The sequence below is a fragment of the Blastococcus sp. CT_GayMR20 genome (assembly GCF_004570345.1).
The window spans coordinates 1-26,748 of the sequence record NZ_SPQM01000003.1; the positions used below are offsets into that span (position 1 = coordinate 1).

General features: G+C 73.3%; 25 protein-coding genes. 11 read left to right on the forward strand and 14 right to left on the reverse strand.

The window, feature by feature from the left end; genetic code table 11:
- Nucleotides 1-590, reverse strand: a 590-nt coding sequence (locus E4P40_RS01145) for an MBL fold metallo-hydrolase (protein WP_135156806.1), incomplete at its 3' end; no start/stop codon positions are given.
- Between the two features lie 281 nt (nucleotides 591-871).
- Here E4P40_RS01145 and E4P40_RS01150 point away from each other — a divergent pair.
- The 4 genes from E4P40_RS01150 to E4P40_RS01165 all read left to right on the forward strand — a co-directional run bounded on the left by E4P40_RS01150 (nucleotide 872) and on the right by E4P40_RS01165 (nucleotide 5,473).
- A complete protein-coding gene (locus E4P40_RS01150; protein WP_167762073.1) occupies nucleotides 872-1,573 on the forward strand; it encodes a DUF4386 family protein in 702 nt (233 codons plus the stop codon).
- A gap of 5 nt (nucleotides 1,574-1,578) precedes the next feature.
- Complete coding sequence (locus E4P40_RS01155; protein WP_135156810.1) at nucleotides 1,579-3,582, forward strand: sensor histidine kinase; 2,004 nt, start codon at nucleotides 1,579-1,581, stop codon at nucleotides 3,580-3,582.
- Complete coding sequence (locus E4P40_RS01160; protein ID WP_135156812.1) at nucleotides 3,579-4,232, forward strand: response regulator transcription factor; 654 nt, start codon at nucleotides 3,579-3,581, stop codon at nucleotides 4,230-4,232. The genes E4P40_RS01155 and E4P40_RS01160 overlap by 4 nt, the downstream gene beginning before the upstream one ends.
- Before the next feature lie 227 nt (nucleotides 4,233-4,459).
- Nucleotides 4,460-5,473: a LuxR C-terminal-related transcriptional regulator gene (locus tag E4P40_RS01165; protein WP_135156814.1), complete on the forward strand. Its 1,014-nt coding sequence runs from the start codon at nucleotides 4,460-4,462 to the stop codon at nucleotides 5,471-5,473.
- Between the two features lie 184 nt (nucleotides 5,474-5,657).
- Here the strand turns inward: E4P40_RS01165 and E4P40_RS01170 are convergent, their stop codons facing one another.
- Nucleotides 5,658-6,509 (reverse strand): patatin-like phospholipase family protein, encoded by an 852-nt coding sequence (locus E4P40_RS01170; protein WP_135156816.1) that lies wholly within the window; start codon nucleotides 6,507-6,509, stop codon nucleotides 5,658-5,660.
- Nucleotides 6,510-6,610: 101 nt separating this feature from the next.
- Here E4P40_RS01170 and E4P40_RS01175 point away from each other — a divergent pair, with 101 nt between their 5' ends.
- A complete protein-coding gene (locus E4P40_RS01175; RefSeq protein WP_135156818.1) occupies nucleotides 6,611-8,344 on the forward strand; it encodes a class I adenylate-forming enzyme family protein in 1,734 nt (577 codons plus the stop codon).
- 80 nt (nucleotides 8,345-8,424) lie between these two features.
- Complete coding sequence (locus tag E4P40_RS01180; protein WP_135156820.1) at nucleotides 8,425-9,453, forward strand: potassium channel family protein; 1,029 nt, start codon at nucleotides 8,425-8,427, stop codon at nucleotides 9,451-9,453.
- Nucleotides 9,454-9,532: 79 nt separating this feature from the next.
- Here E4P40_RS01180 and E4P40_RS01185 read toward each other — a convergent pair whose 3' ends face one another.
- Nucleotides 9,533-11,461: a peroxidase family protein gene (locus tag E4P40_RS01185; RefSeq protein ID WP_135156822.1), complete on the reverse strand. Its 1,929-nt coding sequence runs from the start codon at nucleotides 11,459-11,461 to the stop codon at nucleotides 9,533-9,535.
- A 66-nt stretch (nucleotides 11,462-11,527) separates the two neighbouring features.
- Nucleotides 11,528-11,926 carry a hypothetical protein gene (locus E4P40_RS01190; RefSeq protein WP_135156824.1) on the reverse strand — a complete coding sequence of 133 codons (399 nt, stop codon included), beginning with the start codon at nucleotides 11,924-11,926 and terminating at the stop codon, nucleotides 11,528-11,530.
- A gap of 375 nt (nucleotides 11,927-12,301) precedes the next feature.
- Here E4P40_RS01190 and E4P40_RS01195 point away from each other — a divergent pair, with 375 nt between their 5' ends.
- On the forward strand, nucleotides 12,302-13,258 hold the full coding sequence (locus tag E4P40_RS01195) for a patatin-like phospholipase family protein (RefSeq protein ID WP_135156826.1): 957 nt from the start codon (nucleotides 12,302-12,304) through the stop codon (nucleotides 13,256-13,258).
- On the opposite strand, the gene E4P40_RS01200 is transcribed toward E4P40_RS01195, so the two are convergent.
- The 4 genes from E4P40_RS01200 to E4P40_RS01215 form a co-directional block, all read right to left on the reverse strand.
- Nucleotides 13,255-14,775, reverse strand: coding sequence for an adenylate/guanylate cyclase domain-containing protein (locus E4P40_RS01200; protein WP_135156828.1), 1,521 nt, complete (start codon nucleotides 14,773-14,775; stop codon nucleotides 13,255-13,257). The genes E4P40_RS01195 and E4P40_RS01200 overlap by 4 nt on opposite strands.
- Nucleotides 14,776-14,839: 64 nt before the next feature.
- Nucleotides 14,840-15,304, reverse strand: a complete 465-nt coding sequence (locus tag E4P40_RS01205) for an SRPBCC family protein (RefSeq protein WP_209305157.1) — start codon at nucleotides 15,302-15,304, stop codon at nucleotides 14,840-14,842.
- A 202-nt stretch (nucleotides 15,305-15,506) separates the two neighbouring features.
- Nucleotides 15,507-16,172 carry an EthD family reductase gene (locus E4P40_RS01210; RefSeq protein WP_135156830.1) on the reverse strand — a complete coding sequence of 222 codons (666 nt, stop codon included), beginning with the start codon at nucleotides 16,170-16,172 and terminating at the stop codon, nucleotides 15,507-15,509.
- Between the two features lie 37 nt (nucleotides 16,173-16,209).
- Nucleotides 16,210-16,878 (reverse strand): TetR/AcrR family transcriptional regulator, encoded by a 669-nt coding sequence (locus E4P40_RS01215; RefSeq protein ID WP_135156832.1) that lies wholly within the window; start codon nucleotides 16,876-16,878, stop codon nucleotides 16,210-16,212.
- Nucleotides 16,879-16,995: 117 nt separating this feature from the next.
- On the opposite strand from E4P40_RS01215, the gene E4P40_RS01220 reads away from it, so the two are divergent.
- Entirely contained in the window at nucleotides 16,996-17,559 is a 564-nt protein-coding gene (locus E4P40_RS01220) for a carboxymuconolactone decarboxylase family protein (RefSeq protein WP_209305158.1), read from the forward strand.
- A gap of 78 nt (nucleotides 17,560-17,637) precedes the next feature.
- Here E4P40_RS01220 and E4P40_RS01225 read toward each other — a convergent pair whose 3' ends face one another.
- From E4P40_RS01225 to E4P40_RS01250, 6 genes are all read right to left on the reverse strand, one after another.
- Nucleotides 17,638-18,987 carry an FAD-dependent monooxygenase gene (locus E4P40_RS01225; RefSeq protein WP_135156836.1) on the reverse strand — a complete coding sequence of 450 codons (1,350 nt, stop codon included), beginning with the start codon at nucleotides 18,985-18,987 and terminating at the stop codon, nucleotides 17,638-17,640.
- A gap of 75 nt (nucleotides 18,988-19,062) precedes the next feature.
- Nucleotides 19,063-20,028, reverse strand: a complete 966-nt coding sequence (locus E4P40_RS01230; RefSeq protein ID WP_209305159.1) for an NAD-dependent epimerase/dehydratase family protein — start codon at nucleotides 20,026-20,028, stop codon at nucleotides 19,063-19,065.
- Nucleotides 20,025-20,696 carry a class I SAM-dependent methyltransferase gene (locus E4P40_RS01235; RefSeq protein WP_135156838.1) on the reverse strand — a complete coding sequence of 224 codons (672 nt, stop codon included), beginning with the start codon at nucleotides 20,694-20,696 and terminating at the stop codon, nucleotides 20,025-20,027. Before E4P40_RS01235 ends, E4P40_RS01230 begins: the two co-directional genes overlap by 4 nt.
- The gene (locus E4P40_RS01240; protein WP_135156840.1) at nucleotides 20,693-21,532 is read right to left on the reverse strand and encodes a ChbG/HpnK family deacetylase; all 840 of its coding nucleotides are present in this window, start codon (nucleotides 21,530-21,532) and stop codon (nucleotides 20,693-20,695) included. Before E4P40_RS01240 ends, E4P40_RS01235 begins: the two co-directional genes overlap by 4 nt.
- Nucleotides 21,529-22,278, reverse strand: coding sequence for a glycosyltransferase family 2 protein (locus E4P40_RS01245; protein WP_209305160.1), 750 nt, complete (start codon nucleotides 22,276-22,278; stop codon nucleotides 21,529-21,531). Before E4P40_RS01245 ends, E4P40_RS01240 begins: the two co-directional genes overlap by 4 nt.
- Nucleotides 22,275-23,573, reverse strand: coding sequence for a hypothetical protein (locus E4P40_RS01250; RefSeq protein ID WP_135156842.1), 1,299 nt, complete (start codon nucleotides 23,571-23,573; stop codon nucleotides 22,275-22,277). The genes E4P40_RS01245 and E4P40_RS01250 overlap by 4 nt, the downstream gene beginning before the upstream one ends.
- A 148-nt stretch (nucleotides 23,574-23,721) precedes the next feature.
- Between E4P40_RS01250 and E4P40_RS01255 the strand changes: the two genes are divergently transcribed.
- From E4P40_RS01255 to E4P40_RS01265, 3 genes are all read left to right on the forward strand, one after another.
- Complete coding sequence (locus E4P40_RS01255) at nucleotides 23,722-24,576, forward strand: hypothetical protein (RefSeq protein WP_135156844.1); 855 nt, start codon at nucleotides 23,722-23,724, stop codon at nucleotides 24,574-24,576.
- Nucleotides 24,577-24,782: 206 nt separating this feature from the next.
- Nucleotides 24,783-25,130 carry an AraC family ligand binding domain-containing protein gene (locus tag E4P40_RS01260; RefSeq protein ID WP_167762074.1) on the forward strand — a complete coding sequence of 116 codons (348 nt, stop codon included), beginning with the start codon at nucleotides 24,783-24,785 and terminating at the stop codon, nucleotides 25,128-25,130.
- A gap of 181 nt (nucleotides 25,131-25,311) precedes the next feature.
- Nucleotides 25,312-26,625: an NAD(P)/FAD-dependent oxidoreductase gene (locus E4P40_RS01265; protein ID WP_135156846.1), complete on the forward strand. Its 1,314-nt coding sequence runs from the start codon at nucleotides 25,312-25,314 to the stop codon at nucleotides 26,623-26,625.
- The last annotated feature ends 123 nt before the right edge of the window (nucleotides 26,626-26,748 follow it).

Consider the following 26,748-nt stretch of genomic DNA (forward strand, 5'->3'; position numbering starts at 1 on the left):
TGCGCGAGCCAGACCAGCTCGGGGTCGAGCGCACGCACCCGCAGCTGGCCTGCGGTCTGCGGCTCGTCGAGCTCGCCGAACCACACCGCGACGTCGCCGGCGACGACGACCGGACGCCCGCCTGTCTCGACGACCACCACCTGGGTGCCCCGTGTGTGGCCCGGTGCGGGGACGAGTCGGACTCCGGGAAGCAGCTCGAGCTCGCCGTCGACCGGCACGTACCGCACGCCGGGCGCCTCGACCCACTCGCGAATGGTGTAGTCGTCCTCACTGCGCGCCTCGTCGAGCTCCCCCCGCTGGACGTAGACCGGCTTCCCGGCGAAGAGGTGGTTGCCGCCGCAGTGGTCGAAGTGCAGGTGTGTGTTGACCACGATGTCGATGCCGGCGAGATCGAAGTCCTGCTCGCTCAACGGGCGGAGACGGGGATCCATGTCGGCCACTGCCGGATGCAACTCCGTCATGCCGGTGTCGACCAGCACACGCGCATCGGGATGGTCGATGACGTGCACGTAGACCGGCATCAGCTCCCCCTCGGCGCGCAGGTCGGCAACGTGGACTGGCGTGATGGTGATGGAAGCGGGGGCGCTCATCGTGTACCGACCGCCGGGATCGTTGTTGGCAGGTGAGTCATGACGAGCTCCTTCACTGGGTGAGGTCACGCCCATGCATGGACGGTCGGAGCTGTCATGACTCATCGGTGCGATCAGCGGGGAGGACGACGACCACCACAGTTCCCCGCTGCCGGGCTCGGGTAGGTGGGCCTGCCCGGGACAGGAGTCGGGACGGCGGTCCCATGTGCCGGGACCACCGTCCGACCACCGTCGGTCGTGCGGCGCGGCGCCCGGCCGCGCACCGACCGAGAGGAACCACCATGCGATCCCAGCGGCTGGCACTCGCGAGCGGGGCGGTCTACGTCCTCGCCATCCTGATCGGCAACGGCCTCGCCGAGGCCGGCACCAGCGACGGGGACGACGCCGCCGCCGTCCTGGCCGACCTGCAGCGCGGTTTCTCCCCCGTCCAGGCCTTCGGGCTGACCCTCGAGATCCTCGGCTTCGCCCTGTTCCTCGTCTTCCTGGGCGCGCTGTACCGGACGCTGCGTCGCGCCGAGACCGCCGACGGATGGCTCGCCGCCACGGCGCTCGGCGCCGGGCTGGTGACCGTCGCGGTGAAGATCTCCTCCGTCGCGCCGGCCTTGGCCGCCCGGTTCCGCGCCGACGACCTGTCCCCCGAACTCGCGCGCACCATGGAGGACATCGGCGGCGCCGGCTTCGTGATCAGCGGCTACACGCTCGGGATCTTCGTGGGGGCGGCCGCGCTGGCGACCCTGGTCACCCGCCTGGTTCCCCGGTGGCTGGCCGCCGCGGGGGTCGTGGTGAGTGTGCTGACCATCGCGGCCGGGACGGCGGGCATCCTCGACCCGGCGGGCTACGTCCCGGTCCCGTTCCTGCTGGGCCTGGTCTGGATCGTCGCGGTCAGCGTCGTCCTGACCGTCCGCGCCCGCCCGGCCGGGGACCCGATCCGGCCCGGCCGTCCGGCAGAGGTTGTTCCGGCGGGTGCAGCCAGGACAGCATGAGGACCATGCGCCGCGAGGCCTGGGCACGGGCCGCGTGGATCGTCCCGGCGGTCTGCGCGGCCCTGCTCCTTGCCGCCGTGCTGTGGGAACGCTGGACCCACAGCGGCCTGCTGGGCGACGTCGAGGTGCTCGCCAACGTCCCGCTGTCGCTCGGCTTCGCGCTGGTGGGTGCGCTCATCGTCTCCCGGCGACCGGACAACCGGCTCGGCCGGCTCTACCTGGGCTCGGCGACGGCCATGGCGCTCACCGCGTTCGTCTACCAGTACGCGCAGTACGGCCTGGTCACGCGTCCCGGCTCGCTGCCCGGCGCCTCGGTGGCGGCCTGGGTGTCCTCCTGGATCTGGGCGCTCGGCTTCGCACCGCTGTTCACCCTCGGCCTGCTGCTCTACCCCGACGGCCGGGTGCCCTCTCCCCGCTGGCGGTGGCTGGTCCCGGTCGCCGTGCTGACGATCGGCTGCCTCGTGCTCCCCGGCGCCCTGATGCCCGGGCCCTTCCTCAACCATCCCGTCGCCGCCAACCCGATCGGCATCGAGGGCGCCGCGCCGGTCCTGGAGGCGGTGGGCGCGCTGGGCTTCCCGCTGGTCCTCTTCGGGGTCGTCGCGGGCATCGCGGCGCTGGCCGTGCGCTGGCGACGGGCGGCGCCCGGCGGCCTGGAACGCCGGCAGCTGGTCCTCCTGCTGATCGCGGCGACCCTGTGCCTGCTGGTCATCGCCTCCCCGGGCGACGCCCAGCCGCCGGTCTGGCTCGCCGTGAGCAGCCTGGTGGTGCTGGCGCTGGTGCCGGCCGCGATCGGCGTGGCCATCGTGCGACATCGGCTCTACGAGATCGACGTCGTGCTGAACCGGTCGCTGGTGTACGCGGGCCTGACCGGCGCCATCGTCGTCCTCTACACGGCCCTGGTCTGGGCGCTGGGCCGGCCGCTGGCCGCGGACGGCTGGGCCACCGCGGTGGCCGTCGGCATCATCGGTGCGCTGGTGCTGCCCCTGCGCACCGGGCTGCAGCGGCTGGTCGACCGGGCCATGTACGGCGACCGCGGGGATCCGTACGCCGCGCTGTCCCGGCTCACGGCCCGGCTGCAGGCAGCGGCGGCGCCCGGCGCCGCACTGCCCGCGCTCGCCGAGGCGATCGCGGCCTCCCTCCGATTGCCCTACGTCCGGGTCGAGGTGGCCTCCGGTGGGTCGGCGGACGCCGGCGAGCCGCGCGGCGGCCCGCTGCACGAGCTGCCGCTGACCCAGCACGGGCAGCAGGTCGGACGACTCCTGCTGGAGGGGCGCGACCGCCGCCCGGTGTCCGCGCGGGACCTCCAGCTGCTGACCGAGCTCGCCCGGCCGGCGGGGGCCGCCGTCGCGGCCGCCGCACTGGCGGACGCGCTCAGCGCCTCGCGTTCGCGGCTGGTCCAGGCGCGCGAGGACGAGCGCCGCCGGCTGCGCCGCGACCTGCACGACGGAGTCGGCCCCACGCTCGCCGGGGTCGCACTCGGGCTGGACCTGGTCGCGGCACGGATCGACGACGACCCCGCCGCCGCGCGGACGCTGATCGGGGAGCTGAAGGGCGAGACGGCCACGGCCGTGGACGACGTCCGCCGCCTGGTGCACGGGCTGCGGCCGCCCGCGCTGGACGAGCTGGGCCTCCTCGGTGCGCTGCGGCAGCAGACCGATCGCCTGGCGCTGCGCACGCCGGGGCTGCAGATCCGGGTGGACGCGAGCACGCCCTTGCCACCGTTGCGGGCCGCGACGGAGGTGGCCGCCTACCGCATCGCGCTCGAGGCGGTGACCAACAGCGTCCGGCACGCGGGTGCGCGGACGTGCAGCGTGTCCCTCGCGGCCGACGACGCGCTGCACGTCGAGGTGGCGGACGACGGCGTCGGCATCCCCGAGGGAACGCCGACCGGTGTGGGGCTCGGCGCGATGAGCGAGCGGGCCGCCGAGGTGGGCGGGGTCTGCACCGTGCTGCCCGCGGGTCGCACCGGAACGCGCGTCGTCGCCGTCCTGCCGCTGGACCCGCGGTGACCGAGCCGGCCGTGCGGATCCTGGTCGCGGACGACCACCCGCTCTACCGGCGCGGGCTGGCCGCACTCCTGGCCGGCCACGACGGGTGGCAGGTGGTGGGCGAGGAGTCCGACGGCGTCGGAGCCGTGACCGCGGCCCACGCCGGGCAGCCGGACGTCGTCGTCATGGACCTGCGCATGCCGGGCCTCGACGGCATCGAGGCCACCCGCCGGATCGTCGCGACCAGCCCGCACGTCGCCGTCCTGGTGCTGACCATGTACGACGACGACGCCTCGGTCTTCTCCGCGATGCGGGCCGGCGCCCGGGGCTACCTGCTCAAGGGCGCGGACCAGGCCGAGATCGTGCGTGCCGTCGCCGCGGTGGCCGGCGGCGAGGCCATCTTCGGCCCGTCGGTGGCCGCACGGATCATCGAGTTCTTCACCGCGGACCGGCCGCGCGGGACGGAGACGGTGTTCCCGCAGCTGACCGCCCGCGAGCACGAGGTGCTCGACCTGATCGCCGCCGGCCGGAGCAACGCCGAACTGGCCGCGGTCCTCGTGCTGAGCCCCAAGACGGTCCGCAACCACGTGTCCAACATCTTCACCAAGTTGCAGGTGGCCGACCGGGCGCAGGCGATCGTCAAGGCCCGGGACGCCGGCCTCGGTCGCTGAGGTCGATCAGCCGGTCGTTCGTAGGCAGGGGTCAGCCGGTCCTGAGGACGGCTGACAAGGGTGATGCCGATGGGTCCAGGGCGCCTTCACCCATCGGAGGTTCTCGTCACAGTCACCGGGACTACTCCGTCGCGTTTCGTGGTACTCGTGCACGCGGATGGGTCCGGCGCCGGCGACGTCGAGCAGAGACGTCCTGCCCTGCTGACGCTGCGGCTCGGGGGGAACCGATGGGGGCGACGCCGACCCTCGAGCTTGCCGAGATAGCCGATTCGACCAGCCCCCTCCCCGAACGGGCGCGGGAGATGCTGGACAGGCTTCGTCGCCTCGCGCCGTTCGACGCCGCCTGGCTGGCCCTCGCCGACCCGATGAGCAGCAGCTACCCCACAGTGGCCAGCAGCGACCTCGACGAGAGCATCCTGCAGTACCTGGACGGCCCCACCGTGGCGCACGACATCGAGCGGGCCCAGACCGTCCGGGGCCGGGCGCCGCTGAGCCCGTCCGACCTGCCTTACCCGGCCGTCGAAGTGCCGACCTGGGCCGAGTGCTTCATCCCTGCCGGCTTCCACGAGGCCCTGGGCGTCGCCCTGTTCGCCGGTGGGCAGCGCCACGTCGGACACCTGGTGCTGTTCTACAGGAGTGAGGAGCCACCGCCCCAGGTCCTGCGGCGCAGGCTGCACCAGCTCACCCCCGTCCTGGCGAGCGGCGCCGATCCATTGCGCTCGCTGGCCGCGGTGGCGCGGGTGGTGCGGGGGGCCACCGCTGGCGCGGTGCTGTGCTGCAGCGGAGCCACCGGACCACTGCCCGGCCTCGACGGCGACCCGCTGCTCGCGGAGGGATCGCCCGTCGTCGCCATCGCCCGCTCGTGCATCGACGATGGCCAGTACTACGCGTCCTTCCTGTGGCCGCGCGGGGGCCGCCACGCCCCGGACGGGCACGTCCGCGTGACCGTCCTCGCCAGTCCCGATGGAGTTGCGGCACGCCTGCTCGGAACGGTCGTCCTCTCGCCCGTGACCGACCTCCGGGGCCTGACGCCGCGGGAGCTGGAGGTGCTCGGGTTGCTGATCGACGGGTGTTCCAACCATCAGATCGCCCGGGCGCTGATGGTGGCCCCGCGCACCGTCGCGGCGCACCTGGAGCACATCCTCGCCAAGCTCGATGCGGCCACCAGGACGCTCGCCGCGGTGCGGGCCAAGCGCGCAGGCCTCTACGTGCCACTGTCGCCGTCACCCCTGCGTGCGTGAGTCAGGGCGTTCCTCAGATGCAGACGCCCCGTTCGGCACGACTCATGTGAGGACCGGATGTTCCGAGGGGTCGTCAAGCGGAGATCCGCGGCACGGTCGTTCATCGAGGCGGCGGGCGGCAGGGCTCCGGCAGCTCGCCCAACTGCACAGAGACGGACCCATCCATCATCCTGGTCTGCCGTACTCAGCCGGTCCAGACGTCGGCGATCTGCGCGGCCACCGTGGCGGCCTGCGCGCGGCCGGCCTTCGCCGACGGCGCCCTGGCAGCGGGGTCGAGCACGTTCTTCCCGATCGCCGTCCGGCTGGCCTTGTCCGGCGAGATCACCGCGACCCGCGACACCATCCCGGTGACCTGGGCGTCGACGCTCGCCATCGGACCGAAGCCGCGCGGGATGGGCGCGAGCACGACGAGCCGGTCGTAGCCCTGCGCCAGATCGGCGTTGGCCGCCGAGCGCATGCCGCCGTCGACGTACCGCCGTCCGCCGATCGTGACGGGCGGATAGACGCCGGGGACGGCGCAGCTGGCGGCCACCGCGGACAGCAGCGGGACGCCGGAGGACCTGTCGAACGGCGTGAACTCGCCGGTCCCCGCGTCGACGGCGGTGATCGTCAGGTCCCGCTCGGGCCAGTCCTTCCCGCCCAGGATCGCGTCGAAGACGTCCAGCCGCTCCTGCTCCGTCGGCGTGAGGCCGGCCTTCTCCGCGGCGAGCGCCAGCGCACCGATCCGGCGGCGGAACTCGACGTCCCGACCGCGGCTGCGCAGCATCGCCCAGCCGAACTGGGCGAGGGTCGCGCGGTTGAGGCGGAACGCCGTCTCCCCGGTCGCGGGCGCCAGCTGACGGACGTACATCTCGCCGAGGTCCTCCCCGGTCGCGAGCCGGGCCCCGACCACCGACCCGGCCGACGTGCCGACGACGAGGTCGGCCGCGCTGAGGTCGGTGCCCGCCTCGGCGAGTCCGGCGAGGAGCCCGATCTCCCAGGCGATGCCGGTGATGCCACCGCCGCCGAGGACGAGGGCGGTGCGCTGGTCGCTCATGGCGCCATCCTCACAGATCCTCCGACCGCCTCCCGGATGTCGACACCGCGTATGACCTGAGCCACGCTGTGTGCCCGCCTTCCGACGACGAGAGGTTCCGCATGACCGCCACGCAGTCCGACCCCACCACCGCCAGCTGGCCGCCGGGACTCCCCCGGTCGCTGGACTACCCGGAGGTACCGGTCGGGTCGATCCTGCGGGCGGCCGCGCGGCGCTGGGGCGACCGGCCGGCGTTCATCGACCACGAGGAGCCGCTGACGTTCACGGAGTTGGCGGAGCGGGCGCATGCCGTCGCCGGCTGGCTGGCCGACCACGGCGTCGGCCGCGGGGACGTGGTCGCCGTCCACATGCCGAACTGCCGCCAGTACCCGCCGGTCTACTACGGGGTCCTGCTGGCGGGCGCGGTCTTCTCCCCCACCAACCCGCTGCTTCCCGCGGCCGACCTGGCCGCCCAGCTCACCGACGCCGGCGCCACGGTGTTCATCACCTGGGACCAGGTGCTGCCCTTCGTCCGGAGCGCGCTCGCGCAGACCCCGGTCGCGACCGTCGTGGTCACCGGCGAAGCACACATCGTCGACTTCGCGGCCCGCCTGGACCTGACGGACGGCGACGTCGACCTCGCCGACCTGCTCACCGCCGATCCCACCGACCGGCGACTCGACGCCGGCATCGACCCGGCCGCCGATCTGGCCCACCTGGCCTACACCGGCGGCACGACCGGCGTCAGCAAGGGCGTCGAACTGCCGCACCGCAACGTCGTCACCAACGTGCTGCAGTCGGCGTGCTGGACCTCGGGCTCCGTGCCGGAACTGGACGGCGCCGGCGACGTGACCATCCGCCAGGTCCTGGGCGAGGACGAGTGCCCCACGCGTCTCGGCCAGGCCCGGATCGTGAACCTGACGCCGTGGTTCCACGCCATGGGCGCGATCGGCTACCTCAACGGCCTGGTCATGGGCGGTACGACGACAGTCATCCACATGCGCTTCGACCCGGTGAAGTACGTCGAGGACGCCGTGAAGTACGACGTCACCGCCATCGGCGGAGCCCCGCCGGTGTTCGTCGCGCTGCTCCAGGTGCCCGGCTTCGCCGACCACGACTGGTCCCGCGTGCGCGGCGTCTCCAGCGGCGCCGCACCCCTGCCGGTCACGCTCATCGAGAAGCTGCAGACCCTCCTGCCCAACGCCGTCATCGGCGAGGGCTACGGCCTGACCGAGGTCACCATGCAGGCGACCGGCAACCCGGCGTTCCGGTCCGGCACCCGCAAGGCCGGCACGGTCGGCGTCCCGGTGTTCGACACCGAGATCAGCATCCGGCCGCTCGACGGCGGCGACCCGCTACCACCCGGCGAGCGCGGCGAGGTCTGCATCCGCGGCCCGCAGGTGATGCGCGGCTACGCCCACCGCCCCGACGCGACGGCCGAGTCGATCGACCCCGACGGCTGGTTCCACACCGGGGACGTCGGGATCCTCGACGCCGACGGCTACCTGTCGATCGTCGACAGGACCAAGGACATGCTGCTCTACAAGGGCTACAACGTCTTCCCCCGCGAGCTCGAGGAGATCCTCTTCGGCGTCCCCGGGGTCGCCGGCGCGGCCGTGGTCGGGCGCCCTGACGAGGAGGCCGGTGAGCTGCCGATCGCCTACGTCGTCCGCAAGGGGGACGACGACGGTGCCGCGCTGACCGCGGAGTCGGTGATGGCCGCGGTCAACGCCGAGGTGACCCCCTACAAGCGGCTGCGCGACGTCGTGTTCATCGACGCCATCCCGGTCTCGGCGGCCGGCAAGGTGCTCAAGCGTGAACTGGCCGCCAAGGAGCGGGAGAAGGTCGGCGGCTGACCTGCAGCGCCGCACCTGTTCATGACCCGAACGGGTGCGGCGGCGCGCAGCAGCGCCCGCCGCTCACTACTGTCCCCCGGGTGGAGAGCGGGCACGTCGGTGCGGAGACCGAGCACACCGGTGTACGGCTCGCCCACCAGGAGCAGTCCCCGGTCCGCCAGGTGTGGCGCCGGGTGCTCATCGGTCTGGTCCTCCTGCTCTTCACCGTGGGGGTCATCTACCTCGACCGGGACGGGTACCGGGACGGCGACGACGTCGGCCTGACCCTGCTCGACTCCTTCTACTACGCGACGGTCACCCTCTCGACCACGGGCTACGGCGACATCACGCCGATCACGCCGACCGCGCGGCTGGTCAACATCCTGCTGATCACCCCGTTGCGCATCATGTTCCTGCTCGTCCTCATCGGAACGACCCTGGAGGCGCTGACCGCGCGCTCCCGGGAGGAGTTCCAGATCCGTCGGTGGAGGTCCCGCGTGCGCCAGCACGTCATCGTGTGCGGCTACGGCACCAAGGGCCGCAGCGCCATCCGTTCCCTGCAGGCCCTCGGCACGCCCCCGGACAAGATCGTCGTCGTCGACCCGGAGTCTCGGGCGATCGACGAGGCGAACTCCCTCGGGCTGACCGGCATCGTCGGCGACGCCGGGCGCACCGAGGTGCTGCGCCGGGCGTCGGTCGAGCGGGCCCGCGCCGTCATCGTCGCGGCCAACCGGGACGACGCCGCCGTCCTCATCACCCTCACCGTCCGGCAGCTCAACCCGACGGTGCCGATCACGACCAGTGTCCGCGAGGAGGAGAACGCCAACCTGCTGCGGCAGTCCGGCGCGGACACCGTCATCACCACGTCGGCGACGTCCGGCCGGCTGCTGGGTCTCTCGACCGACGCACCGCGGGTGGTCAACGTCGTCGAGGACCTCGTCACCGGCGGGGCGGGCCTGGACCTGCACCAGCGCTCGGTGTCCGCCAGCGAGGTCGGCCTGGACCCGCGGTCGCTGCGCGACCTCGTCCTGTCGGTCACGCGCAATGGGCAGAACTTCCGCTTCGACGACCCGTTGATCGGCACCCTGCAGGGCGGGGACGTCCTGGTCGTCGTGCGCTCGCACCATTGAGCGGTTCGCGGGCTGTGCGCTGATCCACCCCGGGAGCAGGATGAGGTGGACCAGCGCACGGTGACGCGCCCGGGTCACGTCAGGCGGTGACCCGCTTCCAGGGGACGAATGCGTTGTCCACTCCCCGCAGGGACGGGCGCAGCTGCGGGAAGTGGCGAAGCAGCACCGTGCGCATGTCGTTGTCGCGGATCCAGGCCAGGCCCGTCGGTGAATAGATCTCCGGCCGGTAGTCCGTCGTGAAGAACCGGTCGCTGTTGAGGCGGCGCGAGGCCATGAGGACGAAGATCCGGAACGCGGTGTCGCTGAACGCGAACCCGGTCGGCCGCTGCTCCGCGAACAGCCCGACCATCAGGTCGACCTTCTCGACGTCGCCGTCGTAGAGCCGCTCCATCTCCTCGACCAGCTCGGCGTCGTCGGTGATGTCGGCGATCGTCCTCGGCGCCGGCAGGTGCATCAGCCGCCGGAACTCGCAGTAGCGGGGCACGCCCATCTCCCGGATCCGCAGGATGTCGGTCGCGGCGAGGTCGATCACGGTGCCGTCGGGCCGGGTGAACTCCTGCAGGAAGTGCGGGAAGTTCCGCAGCACGATGGCCCCGGGGTGCGTCGTCCCGAAGGAGTAGAAGACGTCCTCCAGATCGAACCGGGCGTCGACGTCCTTCGAATGCGGCCCGGCCATCTCCGGGAAGGAGAGCTCGGCCAGCGGTCGGTCGCCGTCGAGCGACCGCAGGTCGAACAGGTCGGGCAGCAGCGGGTGCATCCGGTAGACGCTGGTGAACTCCTCGGTCAGGCAGAACGGGACGCCGTAGTGCTGGGTCTGCGAGCCCGGGATGCCGCTGATCACCTCGCTGTCGCTGATCCGGCCGAGCGAGCGGGCGATCCGCTCCCCCGCGACGCCGAACCAGTTGGCCCGCAGGGCGAAGGCCGTCGTGGGGTGGCTGATGACGGCCGGCGTCCACTCGGCGGTGTGGATCTTGGCGAGCAGCGCGGCGATCACCAGGCGGGCGCGCTGGAAGAGCTCCTCGTCGTCCCAGGTCGGGTAGTCGGTCCGGAGCCGGTCGCAGACGGCGTTGTGCTCGCGGACGAACAACGTGGCCAGCATGCCGAGGCCGGTCCACCAGCCGGGCACCCGCGTCGGGTCGAGCTCCGGGTCCTCCGGCAGCGGGATCTTCCCCTCGGGGGTCAGCCGCAGCTTGCCGTCCTCGTGGCTGCGCACCCGGTCCTGCTCCGCAGCGGTCGAGCCGTACAGCGACGAGCCGTCCCACCAGTGCGTGATCCCGTTGACGGAGGTGACCGGGCCGGTCGCACTCTCCGGCCGGCTGGGGTCGGGCAGGATCCGTGGGATCGTCATCGGGTTCTGGTGCCAGTCGTCGTCGGGCTCCAGCGGGATCTCCACCAGGCGGGTCGTGTCGCCCTCGCCGTGGGTGAACCAGTCGCGGATCATGAACTGCAGCCAGGCGGCGGCCAGGGTGTTGACGGTCTCGGCCGGCAGGAACGTCGTCCGGGTCATCAGCCTGCGGCTGACCTCCCGGGGGCTCGGCTCCATCAGCTGCTCACGGGTGACCGGCAGGACCTTGTCCAGCGGGATGTTGCGGCCGAAGCGGGCCTTCGCCATTCCCATCTCGGGGAAGCCGAGGTCGTTGTGCGAGCCGTCGGCGCTGCGGCTCACCAGGTGCTGCGGCGTCCGCGGCGGGGCGGTGGGGCCGCCGACGATCGGCACGACGGTGGAGGGGTCGTGCAGGTTCTCCCTCCGGAGGACGTTGCGGACGCCGATCAGGACGGCGAGCCCGCCCGGCAGGGGCAGCCGGTCCCAGCCGACCCTGCGGTCGACGATCTCGGCCACGGTGTCGTAGAGGCGCCAGAAGAGCGACTCGCGGTAGTCCCCGCCGGGCACGGGCGAGGGGGCCGGCGGCTCGACGCGGCCGGTCGCCGGATGGCCGTCGGAGTGGGCCCGGGGCTGTGGCACGGTCGTGCCGGAGAGGGTCCTGGGGCCGGGGGTCTCGGTGCTCATCGGATCTCCTGGACGGCGGTGGGGCGGGGGCCTGCGGGGTCGGGGCGGGACAGGGGCGACGGAAGGTCATCCCCCGCCCCTGCGGGACCCCGCGAGCGCGAGGACGGCGAGGGCGGTGTTCGCCCCCGACAGCACGGCCAGGGGGCGGGCCTGACCGGACGAGACCTGCCCGTTCCTCCACAGCGTCAGGACGGTGGCCAGGTCGCCGGCGTGGATGAGGGGTGCTGCCCGCAGCGCCCGCTCGAGCGCGCGCCCCTCCAGCCGGAAGAGATCGGTGCCGATCACCACGCTCCGGACACCGAACAGCCGCAGCCCGTAGATCGCGGCCGGGTTGTGGGCCGGGTCCTCGTCGCCGAAACGGCCGATGATCATCGCGGGCGCGAGCAGTCCGGCCGTCCCGCCCAGGACGCGGACGCCCCCGAGGACGAAACGGGCGGCCGTGCCGAGAGCTCCGATGGCGGACACTCCGGTCCTCCCCGCCCGGCTCGCACCGGACGAACTCGTCGGAGGAGGGCACGCGGGAACGCACGCGGCGCGGAACAGGGATCTGGCGTCGCGCGCATCCCGGTTCCGACAGGGACCGGGCCGGATTCCCCCTGGGTGGATGGCGCACCGGGTCTGCCCCCGGCGGCGCACAGGTTCCTCCCGGGCTCCCGAGATCACAAGGGTTTGCCCCATCGTCGCCCGCGCCGGACCCGACGCGCGGGGCGAACCCGCGACACGCGGCAGGAGCGGTCCGCGGGGCCGGCGGACCCTTGACGGCCCCAGGGCTTCGGCGGACGCTGCTCGACCACATGCGCGGGGGTCCGGCACCACCGACACGGAACAGGGACCGATGCGATGACGCACCCCGATCGCCGGGCCGACCTGGTGCTGGAGGGTGGCGGGGTCAAGGGGCTGGGCACCGCGGGTGTGGTCATGGGGCTGCTCGACGCGGGCTGGACGTTCCCGCGGGTCGCCGGCACCTCGGTCGGCGCGGTGGCCGCCGCGTTCGCCGCCACCGGCACCGACTCCGCGACGTTCCGGGAGGTCCTCGGACGCCTGGACCTGCGGCGGATCCCCGATCGGCAGGTGCCGTTACCCCTGCTCAGCGAGGGTTTCTCGCTGGTGGCGCGCCGGGGCGCCTACGCGGGTGACTGGGTCCGGGACTGGCTCCTGCGCGAACTGGAGGACCTCGGCGTGCGCACCTTCGGCGACCTGCGGCGCGAGGATCCGGGAGCCGACCCGGCCGACCACCGCTACCGCCTGGTGGTGACGGCCACCGACGTCACGAACGGCCGGCTGCTGCGGCTGCCCTGGGACTATCCGCGCTTCGGCCTCGATCCCGACGAGCAGCTGGTCGCCGACGCCGTCCGGATGTCGCTGTCCATCCCGTTCTTCTTCCGGCCCTGCACGCTGCGCAACGCCGACACGGGGGACGTCGCCACGATCGTCGACGGCGGGGTGCTCTCCAACTTCGCGATCGAGATCTTCGACCGCACCGACGGCCGCCCGCCGCGGTGGCCGACGTTCGGGGTCCGGCTGCTCCCAGACCTCCCCGCGGGGCTCGGCGACCTGGTCCCGTTCTTCGGGGTCCCGATGCTGCCTGCGGTGCGGCTGCTGGAGCAGGTCGTGGCGACCGCCCTGGTCGGCCGTGACCAGACGCACCTGGACCGGCCGGGTGTCCGGGAACGGACGATGACCGTGGACACGGCGGGCACCGCCATCACCGAGTTCGGCATCGGGCCGGAGGAGCGCCGCCGCCTCATCGAGCAGGGCGAGCAGACGGCCCGGGACTTCCTCGGACGCCGGGCCTAGACGTCGCGGCGCACCCAGGTCGTCGTCGTCTCGTCGCGGCCGCGGAGCTCGACCTGCGCGCCGGGCTGCCAGTGCGCGCGTTCGCCGTCGGCCGCGGCCAGCACGGTGGCCTCGCTCGCCACCGCCCGGCCGGGGTGGTCCTTCGCCAGCTCGGTGAGCCGCGCCGCCTCGTTCACCGGGTCGCCGATGACCGTGTACTCGAGGCGGCTGGCCGCGCCGACCTGCCCGGCCCAGACCCGGCCGCAGGCGACCCCGACGCCGACGTCGACCTCGCCCGCGCTGCGGACGGCGTCGCAGATCCGGCGGGCCGCCGCGAGGGCGGCCCCGGCCGGGTCGGGGTGGTCGGTGGGGGCGCCGAAGACGCAGAGGGCCGCATCGCCCTCGAACTTGTTCACCAGCCCGCCGCCGTCGGTCATGGTCTCGACGACGATCTCGAAGAAGCGGTTGAGGAGGCCCACCATCTCCGCCGGACCGGTGCGCCGGACCAGTGACGTCGAACCGGCGATGTCGACGAACAGCGCCGCGACCGTGCGTTCCTCCCCACCCAGGGAGACGCCGGTGTCCAGTGCCCGCTGCGCCACCGTCGTCCCGACGTGGCGGCCGAACAGGTCCCGCATCCGCTCGCGCTCGGCCAGTCCGGCGGCCATGGTGTTGACGCCCTCCTGCAGGAGGCCGATCTCGCCGGCGTCGTCCACCACCACGCTCACCCGGTAGTCGCCGTGGCCCACCCGCTGCACCGCCTGGCGCAGGTCGCGCAGCGGCTGCCCGACGGCCCGGGCGGTGAGCACGGTCGCGAGCCCGCCGACCAGCAGCGCGACCACGACCAGGAAGACCACCGCCCCCTTCCCCGGTCCTTGCGGATTGCTGGGGTCCAGGTACAGCAGGACGACGCCGAGCATCGGGACCCCGCTGGTGAGCCCCCAGGTGAGCAGCAGGCGGGGGCGCACGCCGAGGGTCAGGGCGCCCGCGGGCGGGTGGGCGGCGAGGGCGATGGCGGTGACCGACCGGGCCGCCCGCGCGACGAGGAGGTACGTGACCCCGGCCGTGGCCATGCCGCCCAGCAGCGTCGCCACGCTCGTGCGCAGGCCCACGAGCGGATCGGGGAAGGACGCGGCGGTGACAGGTCCGACGAGGACGGCGCCGACCAGCCAGATGGAGCCGGCGATCAGGGCGGTGTCGACCGGCAGCCGCAGGGCGTGCGCGGCCTCGTCCCCGGTCGGGCGTCGCCCCTCCATGAGCCAGCGGTTGGTGACCCGCTGCCGCCGGAGGCCGGCGACGGTGCCCACGGGGAAGGCGACCGCGAGGTAGATCGCCGCGGCGAGCAGCACCGGACCCCGGCCGGTGTCCCCGGCGCCGTCGTCCACGCCGATCAGCAGGAGGACGACGGTGGCCACCCCGACCAGGTTCGCCACGATGACCAGCAGCACGATGGCCGGCACGGCCCCGCGACCGGACGGCGCCCAGTAGGTCCAGGCGCCGTCGTCGCGGACCGTCTCGGGGTCGTCCGGACTGGTCACCGGCTCATGATCGCGGAGCAGCCGGGATGGTGCCCGGCCGGTCCCCCGGCCGGGGGACGACGACTCACCCCTGCTCGAGCAGCGAGCGCAGCCTCGCCAGGTCCTGCTGGTTGGCCCGGCGCATCGCCGCGGCCATGACCGGGCCGGCCACGGCGGCGAACCCGCTGGGACGGCCGCGGTTCCGCAGCGTCATGCGGGTCGCCCCGTCGTCCAGTGCCTGCCACGTGTAGGTGGTCTCCATCGGGAAGGGACCCTGCGCGGTGCGCATCACGAGCCGCTCACCGGGGACGAGCTCGGTCACCTCGTACGTGTAGGCCAGCCGGCGGCCGAGGAAGCGCGCCACGAACGCCATGCGGGAACCGACGGCGACCGGTGGCGGCGTCTCCCACTCGACCGAGGCGATGTTGACGTACCACTCGGGCGCGTTCGTGGGGTCGGCCGCGTACGCGGACACCTCGCGGACCGGACGCCGGATCACCGTCTCGGTCAGGACGTCGACGTCCTTCGCCATCGCGATCCCCTCTCGCACGCCGTCAGCGCGGTGCGGAGCACCTGCCCCACTGCATCCCGTCCGGGTCGCGGAGCCGGCCGGCCACCGCGATGGCCTGCACCGTCGAGCCGGTGTCCCCCGGGATCTCCGACGTCCATCGCTTCGCCCCTCGTGGACAGGTCACCCCGCCGGAAGGGTCCTCTCCGCGGGCGAGGCGGGACAAGACGTCCGTCCGCGCCCCTCAGGGCCACAGCCAGCGTTCCTCGTACGTCCAGGCGAGTTCCGATGCGGCCGGCTCCGCCACCGGGGTCAGCCCGTCCAGGACCGTTCCCGCCGCCGGTGACGCCGTCGCGACCTCCAGCTCGGCCCGACCGGGGAACAGGAACTCGACGACGGCGTCGAACCGGGGCGAGCCGGCGTCGTCGGGACGGGGTAGGGCGTACGTGGCTCGCCGGACCGCCGGCAGCGAGGTCGAGCCGAGTGCGGTCGCGGCGTGGATCGCGGCGTCGAACTCTCCCCGCGGTGTGTCGGCGCGCCGGCCGATAAGCAGCGTCAGCTTCCAGCCCTCCGGGTCGCCGGTCGCCATCGGCGGACCGGCGAGGACGACGTGCTCGGTGCAGTACAGCCAGGCCAGGCGGTCGCGGTCGACGAGGTTCGTCTCGTCCGCGTGGGATTCCCGGAAGTCGGGGTTGGTGTGCAGTGCCCGGGCATCGGCCAGGCTGTCGAACCAGACAGCGGGCAGACCGTCGTAACGAGTGTGCGGCCAGCCGGCCACGTCGGGCGCTGCCCCGAACGTGTGGTCCTGCACGTAGCGCCGGATGTCGCGGACCCGCATCGCGAGCCGGCCGTGCGGCTCGCGCCAGTGGGCGTGGAACTGCTCGTCGGTGAGGCCGTCCCTCCTCACCATCAACGCGTAGACCTTGACCGGGCCGTCGATGTGGCTGCTAATGGCTGGCCTCCTGGATGCAGCGGCGCGCCTGGGTGACGGTCATCGGTCTCGTCGTCAGTCCGACATCGCCGTCCGGGCGGGCTCGGAGACCGGCGATCATCAGGTCGACGTGGCGCTGCCAGGCGCGAGGTGCCGCCGTCCGGGTCATCTCGAGGATGCCGCGCAGGGACCAGAGCGTCATCCACACGTCAGTGGCCGCGAGGTCCGGGCGGATCCGGCCGGCCTCCTGCGCGTCGGCGAGCAGGTCGGCGAGCAGGACGAGGAACTCGTCGACCGCAGCCTGTTCCACCGTGGACCGGCTCCACAGGAACTGCATGTAGCCGGGGTCGCGCGCCTGCGCCCGCCCGGCGTCGCGGAGCAGTCGTTCGAGCCCGGTGCCGTCCTGGGCGCCCCGTGCCCGCCGGGCGAGCTCGAGCAGGCGATGGCGGACGTCGGCCACGAGCTCGTCGACGAGCGCCTGCCTGGTGGTGAAGTTCCGGTAGAAGGTGCCCATCCCGACGCCGGCTGCCTGCGCGATCTCCTCGACCCGTGCGTCCGGTCCCCGCTGGGCGAACACCTCGCGAGCGGCCTGGAGCAACCGTGCGCGGTTCTCGACGGCTTCGCGCCGGACCGCGCGCCGCCGGACGGGCGCGCTTTTCCCGCCGTCACTGCCGACGTCCTCCATGACCGGCCCCTCCTGGACACGCCAACCTTATGCGGAATCTTAATTCCGCTTAACGTCTTGCGCGACGTCCCGGCGGAACCCAATACTGGCCGCATCCCCGAACCCATGGAGGCCGCGATGTCCCGCGTTCCGCCCGCTCCAGCCGAGCAGTACTCGCCCCTGGTCGGCGCCGACGCTCCGCTGCGGCAGCAGGTCTACGCGCAGGCGCCGGGCATCGTGGGCCCCTACCTCACGTACATGAAGGCGCTCCGCGCGAACGGGACGCTGCCACCCAGGCTGGTGGAGCTCGTGCGTCTCCGGGTGTCCTTCCACAACCAGTGCCGCTCCTGCATGTCCATCCGGTACACCGACGGCCTGGACGGCGGTCTGACCGAGGGCCTGGTGTGCTCGCTGGAGAAGCCGCAGGAGTCCGAGGATCTGACGCCGGCCGAGAAGGCAGCGATCGCGTTCGCGGACGCGTTCGCGACCGACCACCTGTCGATCACCGACGAGATGTTCGCGACCCTGTACGACCACTTCACGACCCAGGAGGTCATGGAGCTCTGCTTCCAGGTGGCGACGTTCGTCGGGTACGGCCGCATGGGCGCCGTCCTCGCGATGACCGACGACCTGCCCAGCGAGTACAGCGACCCGGACGCAGTCCTCGCCCCGTGGCGGCAGGCCCCGCAGGAGATCGTCTGACCGACGTCGGAGCGGCGGACGCATCACCCGCCGCGCTGGACGCTCCGGAGAGCCAGGGAACCCCCCGTCCGACGCACGTCAGGCGCGGCTCGCGGTCCGCTCGTCCTTCCGGAGGGCTCCGGCGACGACGTCCCGGAGCTCCCCACGGGTCGGTCCGGGGGTGAACTCCGGCCGCCATCCGGTCTCGTAGACCGCACGGGCGAGTGGCTCGACGGGATCCAGGCACGCCGGCAGCTCGAGCATCGAGAAGTAGCCGCCGGTGGCCGGCCCGATCCGGGGGTCCCGTCGGGCAGCGGCCAGGATCAGGTCCGACGGCAGCCGCCGGGTGAGGTCCACGTCGCCGCCCTCCCACCGACGGACGACGTCCCGGTCCATCTCCACGTGGTCGGCGACCCACGGCAGCATGTTGTCCCCGCACCAGGCGTCGAAGGGCTCCCCCACCAGGGCCGGGTCCGGCTCGCCGTCGAGGAGGGACAACAGCTGGAGCGCCTGGACGAAGGTCGTGGCCACCCCCCGGCCGAAGATGGGCGTGGTCGTCGCGACCGCGTCGCCGACGCTGACGAGCCCGGGGATGCAGGGCCGGCCGTCGCGCCCGCGCTGCCCCCGGTAGGTGTTGCGCAGCGGACCGCCCGGGAGGACGTCGGTCACGGGCACCGCACGCTCGGGGTCCGTCCACGCGGCCAGGCCGGGGATGGCCCGGCAGGCGGCCTCGAAGGCGGCCCGGTGCCGCAGGTCCTTGAGGGCGGCGTCGGCGGTGGGCCGGACCAGGACCACGGAGAAGTGCCCCTGCTCGTGCAGGAAGACCAGCACCTGGTAGCCGTCGAAGTCGCCCTGCCAGGCCAGCGGGTTCGACATCGGGCCCGGCTCCGCGCCCTCGAGCAGGCGGTACTGCCGGTCGACGTACGCCATGCCGCACGGGCCGCCGAGGGACGCGGGCGCTCGCAGCGCGTCGACGCTGTGACCCGAGCGTCCGGACGCATCCACGACCAGGTCCGCCGCGACCGGGGAGCCGTCGACGACGATGCCGCGCACCCGGCCGGCCGACGAGACGACGTCGTCCACGTGCCCCTTGCCGATCGTCAGGCCGGGCACCCTCTCCGCAGCCGTCCGGAGCGCCCGTTCGAAGGTGTCGCGGCGCGACCGGTGCCCGGCCCGGACCAGGCCCATGCCGGGCACGTCGAACTCGATCGGCTCGGCGCCGGCGGCGAGCCAGGCGTCGAGGGCCTGCGGCCACTCCCGCTTCAGCGCCAGCCCGACCTGCGGCCGGAAGCCGTGTGCGTGGTGGAACTGCATGACGCCGGGCCGCGCCCAGTGCCCCGGCGGCGGGCGGCTGTCGCGGTCCACCGCGACCACCTCGTGGCCGCGCAGGGCCAGGGCACTGCCGACGAACAGGCCGGCCGGGCCGGCTCCGATGATCGCGACTCGCATGAGACCGCCTCGTCCCGCGCCGTGGCGCTCCGACTGCCGGCAGCGTGGCCGGGTGCGGGACGGCGCGTCAACGCATTAGCCGCCCTGGGGAGCGGGTGTGAGGTCACCGCGCAGCCACGCCACCGTCTCGGCCAGCCCCGTCCGAAGTCCGGTGCGCGGCTCCCACTGCAGGAGCCGCCGCGCCCGCGAGGCGTCCAGGGCCGAGCGGTGCAGCTCGCCGGCTCGGGCGGGCTCGGTCACGAACTCGTCACGCGCATCGCAGAGCTCGGCCAGCTCGCTGTGCAGCTGCCGGACCGACGTCTCGACGCCCGTGCCGATGTTGAGCCGCACCCCGTCCACCGGGAGCTCGCAGGCCGCCAGGAACGCGTCGGCGACGTCCTTGACGTAGACGAAGTCCCGGGTCTGGCTGCCGTCGCCGTAGATCGTCGTGGGCAGGCCGGCCAGCATGCGCGCGCCGAAGAGCGAGATCACGCCGGCCTCCCCAGCCGGGTCCTGGCGCGGGCCGTACACGTTGGCCAGCGCCAGCGCCGTCCACCGCAGGCCGTGCAGCCGCTGGAACGTCTGCAGCCACAGCTCGGCGGCCGCCTTGCTCGCGGCGTACGGCGACTCCGGGGCGATCACGGCAGACTCCGGGACGGGCGGCGGCGTGACCGATCCGTAGATCGAGCCACCTGAGGACGCGAAGACCACCTTCCGGGCCCCCGCCACGCACGCCGCCTGCAGCACGGCGACCGTGCCGACGACGTTCGCCTGCGCGTCCTGGACCGGGTCGGCGACCGAGGCGCGGACGTCGATCGCCGCGGCCAGATGGCAGACGACCTGGATCCCGGCGGCCTGCAACGCCGGCCCGAGCTCCGGTCCGGCGACGTCGGCCTCCAGCAGGTCGACGTCGCCCGCGACGGCGTCGAGATTCCCGGCCGAGCCGGTCGACAGGTCGTCGACGACGAGCACCCGGTGCCCGGCCGCGGCCAAGGCCTCGGTCACGTGCCCCCCGATGAACCCGGCACCACCGGTGACCGCGACCGGCACGGGCGCGGTCATCGGGGCGCCTCGCCGACGAGGAGGTGGTGCGGATGCACCCGGCCGCGGTCCAGTCGCCGGGCGCGAACGCGCTGGAGCCCGGCCGAGACGAGCCAGCGGGCCCGCTCGTCGGGGTCGACGAATCCGAACTCCGGCGAGCCCTCGGTGATCTTGAGGACCCGCACCGAGAGCGCTTCCTGCGCGGCGTTCCACCGGGCCTTCCAGCGCGGCCGGGTGGCCATGTCCTTGATCACCAGCACCCCGCCCGGCGCCAGTACCGACGCACAGGACTTCAGCAGGGCCCGCTGGGCCGCCTCGTCGAGCAGGTAGAGCACGTCCACCAGGACGACGGCGTCCCACGGCCCCGACGGGACCGAGCCGGAGTCCGCGACGGCGAAGTCGAGCCGGCCCCCTGCGGGGAATTCGGACTTCGCGGCGACGGCGATCTTCTCCTCGTCGATGTCCACCCCGTGCACGTGCAGCCCCGTCCGCCGCTGGGCCAGGTAGGCGCTGAACAACCCGTGCCCGCAGCCGACCTCGAGCACCCGGCCCTGGGACGGGAGGGCCTCGACGACCGGAGGGAACGGGCAGCTGAACCAGCGGACGGCGACGTGCACGCGGTCGCCGGGGGGCGCCGCCCGATAGCCGCGCAGCGCAGCCCGTGCGGCCGCGTCCGGCCACCGGCTCACGCGGCTGCCGCCACGTCGGCGAACGTGCCCAGCCGCCAGCCCCGCCGCTCGACGAGCGCCCGGGTGGACGACGCGGTCAGCATCGCCTGCTCGTCGGCCCAGCGGTACCCCCACTCGAACCGGGCGAGCTCGGGGTCCCCCGCCTCGCCGGGATGGGAGTTGACCTCGGCCGTCGCCGCCCCTCCGGCGGTCAGCCGCTCCAGGACACCGGCGAACCGCTCGCCGTCCAGGTGCCCGGCCTCGTCGAGCCCGGCGTAGGCGCCGGTGGTGACCAGGCCGGCCCGGTCGAGCCGGCGGCGCAGCCGCCCGGCCAACAGCGTCACTCCAGTGCCGAGCGGCCCACGGCGCCGGCTCCTGGGCAACCGGACGGCGCGGATCCCGGCCTCCCGGGCCAGGTCGACGACGACGGCAGCAACAGCGGGCCACAGATGGGTGTGCTGGTGCGTGTCGAGGTGGGTCACCGGCACCCCGATCCCCTGCACCCGCTCGAGCTGGGCGCGGAACTCCCGGGCGACGTCGTCGGCGTCGATCCGCCCGGCGGCCCCGCGGGCGACCACCGTGCGGTACGAGAGTGGGAAACGGCCCTCCCGGTCGACGAGGGTGGGCACCTCCCGGGCCGACAGGAGCGGGCGGTCCTCCCCCACGATCGCCAGGTGGGCGCCGACGGCCAGGTCGCCGGCGTCCCTCACCGTGGTGGCGGCCTGCTCGAACGCCCTTCCGACGGCGAGTACGGACGTCGAGGTGACGATCCCGCCTTCGTGGGCGCGCGCGACCGCTCGGCAGACCCCGCGGGTGAGGCCCATGTCGTCGGCGTTGATGACGAGCAGCCGGGTCACCGGGCGACCGGCGTGAGGTGGGCCAGCTCGGCCCGCAGTTCCCGCATCTCCTTCAGCATCCGGCGGATCACGGCCAGGGAGGAGAGGGTGGACACTCCGCGGGAGCGGGGGAAGTAGTCGACGCCGATCTGGACGATGTGGAAGCCCAGCTTCTGGGCCCGGATGACCAACTCGGCGTCGATGAACGAGCCTTCACTGACCGGCCGGGCGGCCTCGAGGACGTGGCGGCGGACCAGCTTGAACGCGAAGTTGATGTCCCGCACGCGGGTGCCGAAGGTCACCTGCACCAGGGAGTTGTAGACGAAGGAGTAGATGGCGCGCCGGGGACCCTCCCCGGTGCGGTCCAGCCGGTAGGCGCTGACCATGTCGGCCTCGTAGTGGCGCAGCACCCGCAGGGCGCGACCCAGCTCGAGCATCTCGAAAGGCAGGTCGGCGTCGGTGTAGAGCACGACGTCGCCGCGCACCGATTCGAACCCGGTCTTGATGCTGCCGCCCAGCCCGCGGTTGACGGGATGGTGCACCACCCGGATGCGGGGGTCGGTCGCGGCGAGGGCATCGGCGATCTCGGGAGTGCGGTCGGTCGAGCAGTCGTCGACGATGATCAGCTCGTAGGCGGCGATCTCGCCGATGTCGATCAGCCGCTGGCACTCGTCCTCGGCGGCGCGCACCGCCCGCTCGACGTAGTCCTCCTCGTTCCACATCGGGAAGAACACCGACAGCAGGTCGACCTTGGCGGACGCGTTCACGAGACCTCCACGCCGTTGACGAATGCGACTGTGGCGATGCACAGCCCGATGAACAGCACTGCGAGCACGCTCGGGGCAAGCCAGCGGGGGCGCCGCTCGTCGGTGAGCACCACCGCAGCGGCGGCCAGGACAGGATAGGCGGCCAGCACGTACCGGCCGGTGCCCATGAAGTCCTTGGTCCCGATGAGCGGGATGGCCAGCGAGATCACGGCATAGGCGGCATAACCCCAGCCGAACCGCCGCCACACGGTGCGGATCAGCAGGACGGCGGCGAGGCAGGCCAGCGCTTGCGGCACCAGCAGGACCGCGTCCCCCCAGATCCCCTTGAGCACGGTGCCGATGAAGGGCACCTTGAACCAGGTGTACGGACCGGCACCCTGGTTCCAGCCGGGGGCGGCCTGGACGCTCGCGAACGCCAGCGGGTCGTCGAACCGGACGCCCAGGTAGACCATCCACGCGAGCAGGCCGAAACCGGACGACAGCAGGGCGGCCTGGCGCCACCGCACGAACCGGACCGCCTGCACGAGGTCCCGGAACGACACGTGCGCGGAACTCGCGGTCAGGGGGGCGTCGACCGGTCGCCCGGGAGGGGGCAACGGGCCGCCGGCGCTCCCGACAGCCACCTCCGTGTCGCGGCGCGCCGCCCTGTCCTGAGCGAGCATCTCGACGGCCCTCACCACCAGGCCCACGGCCACGGCAACCCCGATCGGGCGACCCGCGGTCGCCAACGCTCCGACCAGCCCGGCCAGCACGTAGTGCCGCCGCTCCAGCAGCGCGAAGGAGCCGAGGGCGGTCACCAGGAACAAGGCGTCGCTGTAGCCGCTGCCGTACAGGAAGAAGCTGTAGGGGTAGACCAGCAGGAGGGCCACCGCGACGACGGCGGTGCGGGGCGCCACCCGGCGGCGCACCCAGTCGGCGAACAGCACGACCCCCCCGGCCGCGCACGCCAGCGTCAGCAGGCCGCCGGCGGTGGAGAAGTCCCCGCCGAGCAACCGGCCGACACCGTGGACCAGGAGCGGGTACGCGGGGAAGAAGGCGATCGGCGACTGCTGGCCGGGAACGTAGGAGTAGCCCTCCTCGGCGATCCGGTGGTACCAGGCCGAGTCCCCCTGGAACCACGCATCCAGCCAGCCGGGTCCGTCGAGCTGGGCGAACTCCGTGCGTCCGTCCACGACCCCGACCATGGACCAGCCGAGCACCGACAGGAACGCGGCGAGGAGGGCGAACGCACCGAGTGCCCAGAGGGGCAGGCGCCGGAGGATTCCCTCCAGCCTCCCGCTCAGAGGCCTCGTCACACGGGAAATCTATGTCGGGGGAGGATGCGAGTACACCGACACTCGCAACCGGGTCGACATCTTCACGAGATCATCGACCGTCCACCCGGAACAGCTCACCGATCGGTGGACCTGGCCGCTGCTCACGGAACGCAGGAAGAAGGTCGCCGTGCTCCTCGCGGTCGTGGCTGTCGCCGGGGCGGCTCTCTGCTACGGCGCGAGCGCCGTGCTGCAGGCGGCTGCGGTCGCACGGTCCGCCCGGACCGATCTGACCGGGCTGCTCGGTGGGCTGGCACGGGACCCGCGGTACCTGGGCGGGCTGTTCCTCGTCGTCGCGGGCTTCCTGCTGTCCGTCGTCGCGATCCGGGCACTCCCGCTCTTCGTGGTGCAGGCGGGGCGGGCCTCCAGCCTCGGGGTCACCGCCGTGCTGGCCGCGCTCGTCCTCGGGACGGGACTGCACGACCGCGAGAAGCTCGCCCTCGGCGGGGTCACCGTCGGGCTCGTCGCGGTTGCCCTCGCGGCGACCCCGCAGGGACCCGCGGTCGTGCCCGGCGCCGTGCGGTGGGCGGTGCTGGCGGCCGCCGTCCTCCTGGCCGGGCTCACCCTGGCGGCTGCGCGGACCCGGTCCTCCGCGCGGACAGCCGGCCTGATCGCTGCCCTGGCCGGGAGCTGCTTCGGATTGCTCGCGCTCGCGGCCCGAGTCCTCGGCCCGATCGCGATCCCCGGTGTGCTCACCGACCCCGCTGCCTACGCCGCCGGTGTGGCCGGTGTCGCAGGTCTGGCCGCCGGCGCCCTTGCGCTGCAACGGGGCGCGGTGGTCGCGGTGACGACGATCATGGTGGCCACGGAAGCCGTGTCCGGGTCGCTGCTGGGTCTGGCCGTCGGCGACCGTCCCGCCTCCGGGATGGCCTGGCTGGCCGCCCTCGGCTTCGTCGTGACCGTAGGGAGCGCCCTGTTCCTGTCCCGGTTCGGCGCTCCCGCCGGCGACGTCGAGGGTCTCGCCGACGAGCCGGCGCCCGGCTGAGACCAGGCGCCGGTCCCGGACGGCCGCGCCGGCCGGCGCCGCCCCCGCTCAGACGTCGACGGCCAGGCGGACGGTCACCACGAGGTCGTCGCCCGGCTCGCGCCGATGCCGAGCCGGACGGGGATCATGCCCCAGCCGTAGGTCACGAGCGAGGCAACCTGCCTCCTCCGCTAGCGTCCTCGTCGCATCGAGGCGAGGAGGCGGGAGTGGCCCTCCACATCCGGAACACCGAGCTCCCGGGGAACGACGAGTCGCGGACCTTTCTCGGTCGCGACCACGGCGGGGTGCCGGTCTCGTTCTTCGTCCAGGCGAGCCCGCCGGGCCATGGCCCAGGGCCGCACACCCACCCGTACGCCGAGGTCTTCGTGCTGCACGAGGGGTCGGGTGAGTTCCTGGCCGGCGAGGAGACGATCGAGGCGACGGGGGGCTCGGTCGTGGTCGTGCCGCCCGGCGAGGTGCACGGCTTCACCGCGTCGCCCGGGGGAACCCTGCGGATGACCTGCCTCCACCTGCACGACCGCATGATCACCGAATGGGTCGAGCCCCGGTCCTGAATGCACGGGGGCCTGCCCACTGGAGGACCGCGCGACCGCGCAGTCGTGCGGCGCCGGCGGATTCCACGGGCTGTCCCTCCCACCCGATCCGCCCTAGAGTGGCGCCCTCTGCTGCCGAGTCGCGCTGTGCCCGGTCGAGGCGGACGGCCCCACGCGTCGCCGGGCGGGCAGGAGGCCCGTCATGGTCGCGAACACGCACGAGCGGGACGTCATCGTGATCGGCGGCGGCCTCGCCGGGCTGACCGCGGCTCGTGAGCTACGGCATGCCGGCCGGGACGTGCTGATCCTGGAAGCCCGTGACCGACTCGGGGGACGGACCTGCACCAGCCAGCTGGTCGGCAGGGACGTGGAGCTCGGCGGTGCCCAGGTCCACTGGTTCCAGCCGCACGTCTTCGCGGAGCTCACCCGCTACCGGATCCCGTACCGTCCGCTGCCGATGCCCGACCGGTGGAACTACCGCAGTGGCGGGCAGCTGCACGAGAGCACGGTGGCCGACCTGGGGCCGCGGGTGGCCGAGCTGTTCGCCCGGCTCTTCCCCGACGCCCGGGAGACGTTCCCGCTGCCGCATCAACCGCTCGCGCTTCCCGATGCCGTCGCTGCGCTCGACCAGTTGTCCGTCCAGGACCGCATCGACGCCAGCCACTTCACCGCCGAGGAAGTGGATCTGGTCAATCCCGTCCTGAGCACCACGTGCTCTGCGCCCTGCTCGGAGGCGGGACTCCTCACCGTGATGCGCGAGTTGGCACTCTCCGGCTGGGACTTCGGCCTGATGCTCGACGCATCGGGTCTCCTGGGGATCCGCACGGCGGACCTGGTCATGGCGATCGCGGCTGACGGGGACCCGGCGGTGCGGAGCTCCATGCCCGCGACCGCGGTCGAGCAGCAGGACGACCTCGTCATGGTGTCGACCCGGGACGGATCGTCGTTCACCGCGTCGGCGGCGGTGGTCGCCGTTCCCCTGAACACGCTGGATGCCGTGGACTTCCGCCCGGCTCTCAGCGATGCCAAGCGGACGATGGTGGCGCAGGGGCAGGCCAGCCACGGCGTCAAGCTCTGGGCGGTCGTCACCGGCGTGCGGGAGCCGATCTTCGCCATGGCTCCCGACGACCAGCCACTGACGTTCGTGTGCAGCTGGGACACGCGCCCGGACGGGGCTCAGCTGGTGTTCGCCCTGGGACCCGACGCCGGTCGCCTGCCGCCCGGCGACGAGCGTGCCGTCCGGGCGGGCTTCCGCGACCTGCTGCCCTCGACGGCGCGGATCGAAGCGGTCACCGGGCACGACTGGGTCGCAGACGAGTTCTCCCGCGGCACGTGGTCGGTGTGGCGGCCCGGCCAACTGGCGTCGCTGGAGGCCCTGCAGGCGCCCGAGGGGCGGGTCGTCCTCGCCGGCTCCGACGTGGCCAGTGGCTGGAACGGATTCATGGACGGCGCCATCGAGTCCGGGCTGACGGCTGCCCGGCGGGTGTCGAGCCTGCTCCATGCCAGGACCGGCTGACCGACCGCCGCCGACGAGGTCGCGAGATCAGCACCGTGCACCGTGGCGGCGCAGGCGTGGCCCGCAAGGCAGTACGCCCCTTCTCAGCGGAACCGACGACTCCTAGCGTCGGTCCATGACTCG

What these genes read in the sequence shown, in the direction of transcription:
- E4P40_RS01225 (WP_135156836.1), bottom strand. Translation starts at nt 18,987, where the DNA reads ATGCGAGTCGCGATCATCGGAGCCGGCCCGGCCGGCCTGTTCGTCGGC.
- E4P40_RS01150 (WP_167762073.1), top strand. Translation starts at nt 872, where the DNA reads ATGCGATCCCAGCGGCTGGCACTCGCGAGCGGGGCGGTCTACGTCCTC.
- E4P40_RS01195 (WP_135156826.1), top strand. Translation starts at nt 12,302, where the DNA reads ATGACGCACCCCGATCGCCGGGCCGACCTGGTGCTGGAGGGTGGCGGG.
- E4P40_RS01210 (WP_135156830.1), bottom strand. Translation starts at nt 16,172, where the DNA reads ATGGTGAGGAGGGACGGCCTCACCGACGAGCAGTTCCACGCCCACTGG.
- E4P40_RS01185 (WP_135156822.1), bottom strand. Translation starts at nt 11,461, where the DNA reads ATGAGCACCGAGACCCCCGGCCCCAGGACCCTCTCCGGCACGACCGTG.
- E4P40_RS01215 (WP_135156832.1), bottom strand. Translation starts at nt 16,878, where the DNA reads ATGGAGGACGTCGGCAGTGACGGCGGGAAAAGCGCGCCCGTCCGGCGG.
- E4P40_RS01230 (WP_209305159.1), bottom strand. Translation starts at nt 20,028, where the DNA reads ATGACCGCGCCCGTGCCGGTCGCGGTCACCGGTGGTGCCGGGTTCATC.
- E4P40_RS01165 (WP_135156814.1), top strand. Translation starts at nt 4,460, where the DNA reads ATGGGGGCGACGCCGACCCTCGAGCTTGCCGAGATAGCCGATTCGACC.
- E4P40_RS01155 (WP_135156810.1), top strand. Translation starts at nt 1,579, where the DNA reads ATGCGCCGCGAGGCCTGGGCACGGGCCGCGTGGATCGTCCCGGCGGTC.
- E4P40_RS01170 (WP_135156816.1), bottom strand. Translation starts at nt 6,509, where the DNA reads ATGAGCGACCAGCGCACCGCCCTCGTCCTCGGCGGCGGTGGCATCACC.
- E4P40_RS01265 (WP_135156846.1), top strand. Translation starts at nt 25,312, where the DNA reads ATGGTCGCGAACACGCACGAGCGGGACGTCATCGTGATCGGCGGCGGC.
- E4P40_RS01220 (WP_209305158.1), top strand. Translation starts at nt 16,996, where the DNA reads ATGTCCCGCGTTCCGCCCGCTCCAGCCGAGCAGTACTCGCCCCTGGTC.
- E4P40_RS01175 (WP_135156818.1), top strand. Translation starts at nt 6,611, where the DNA reads ATGACCGCCACGCAGTCCGACCCCACCACCGCCAGCTGGCCGCCGGGA.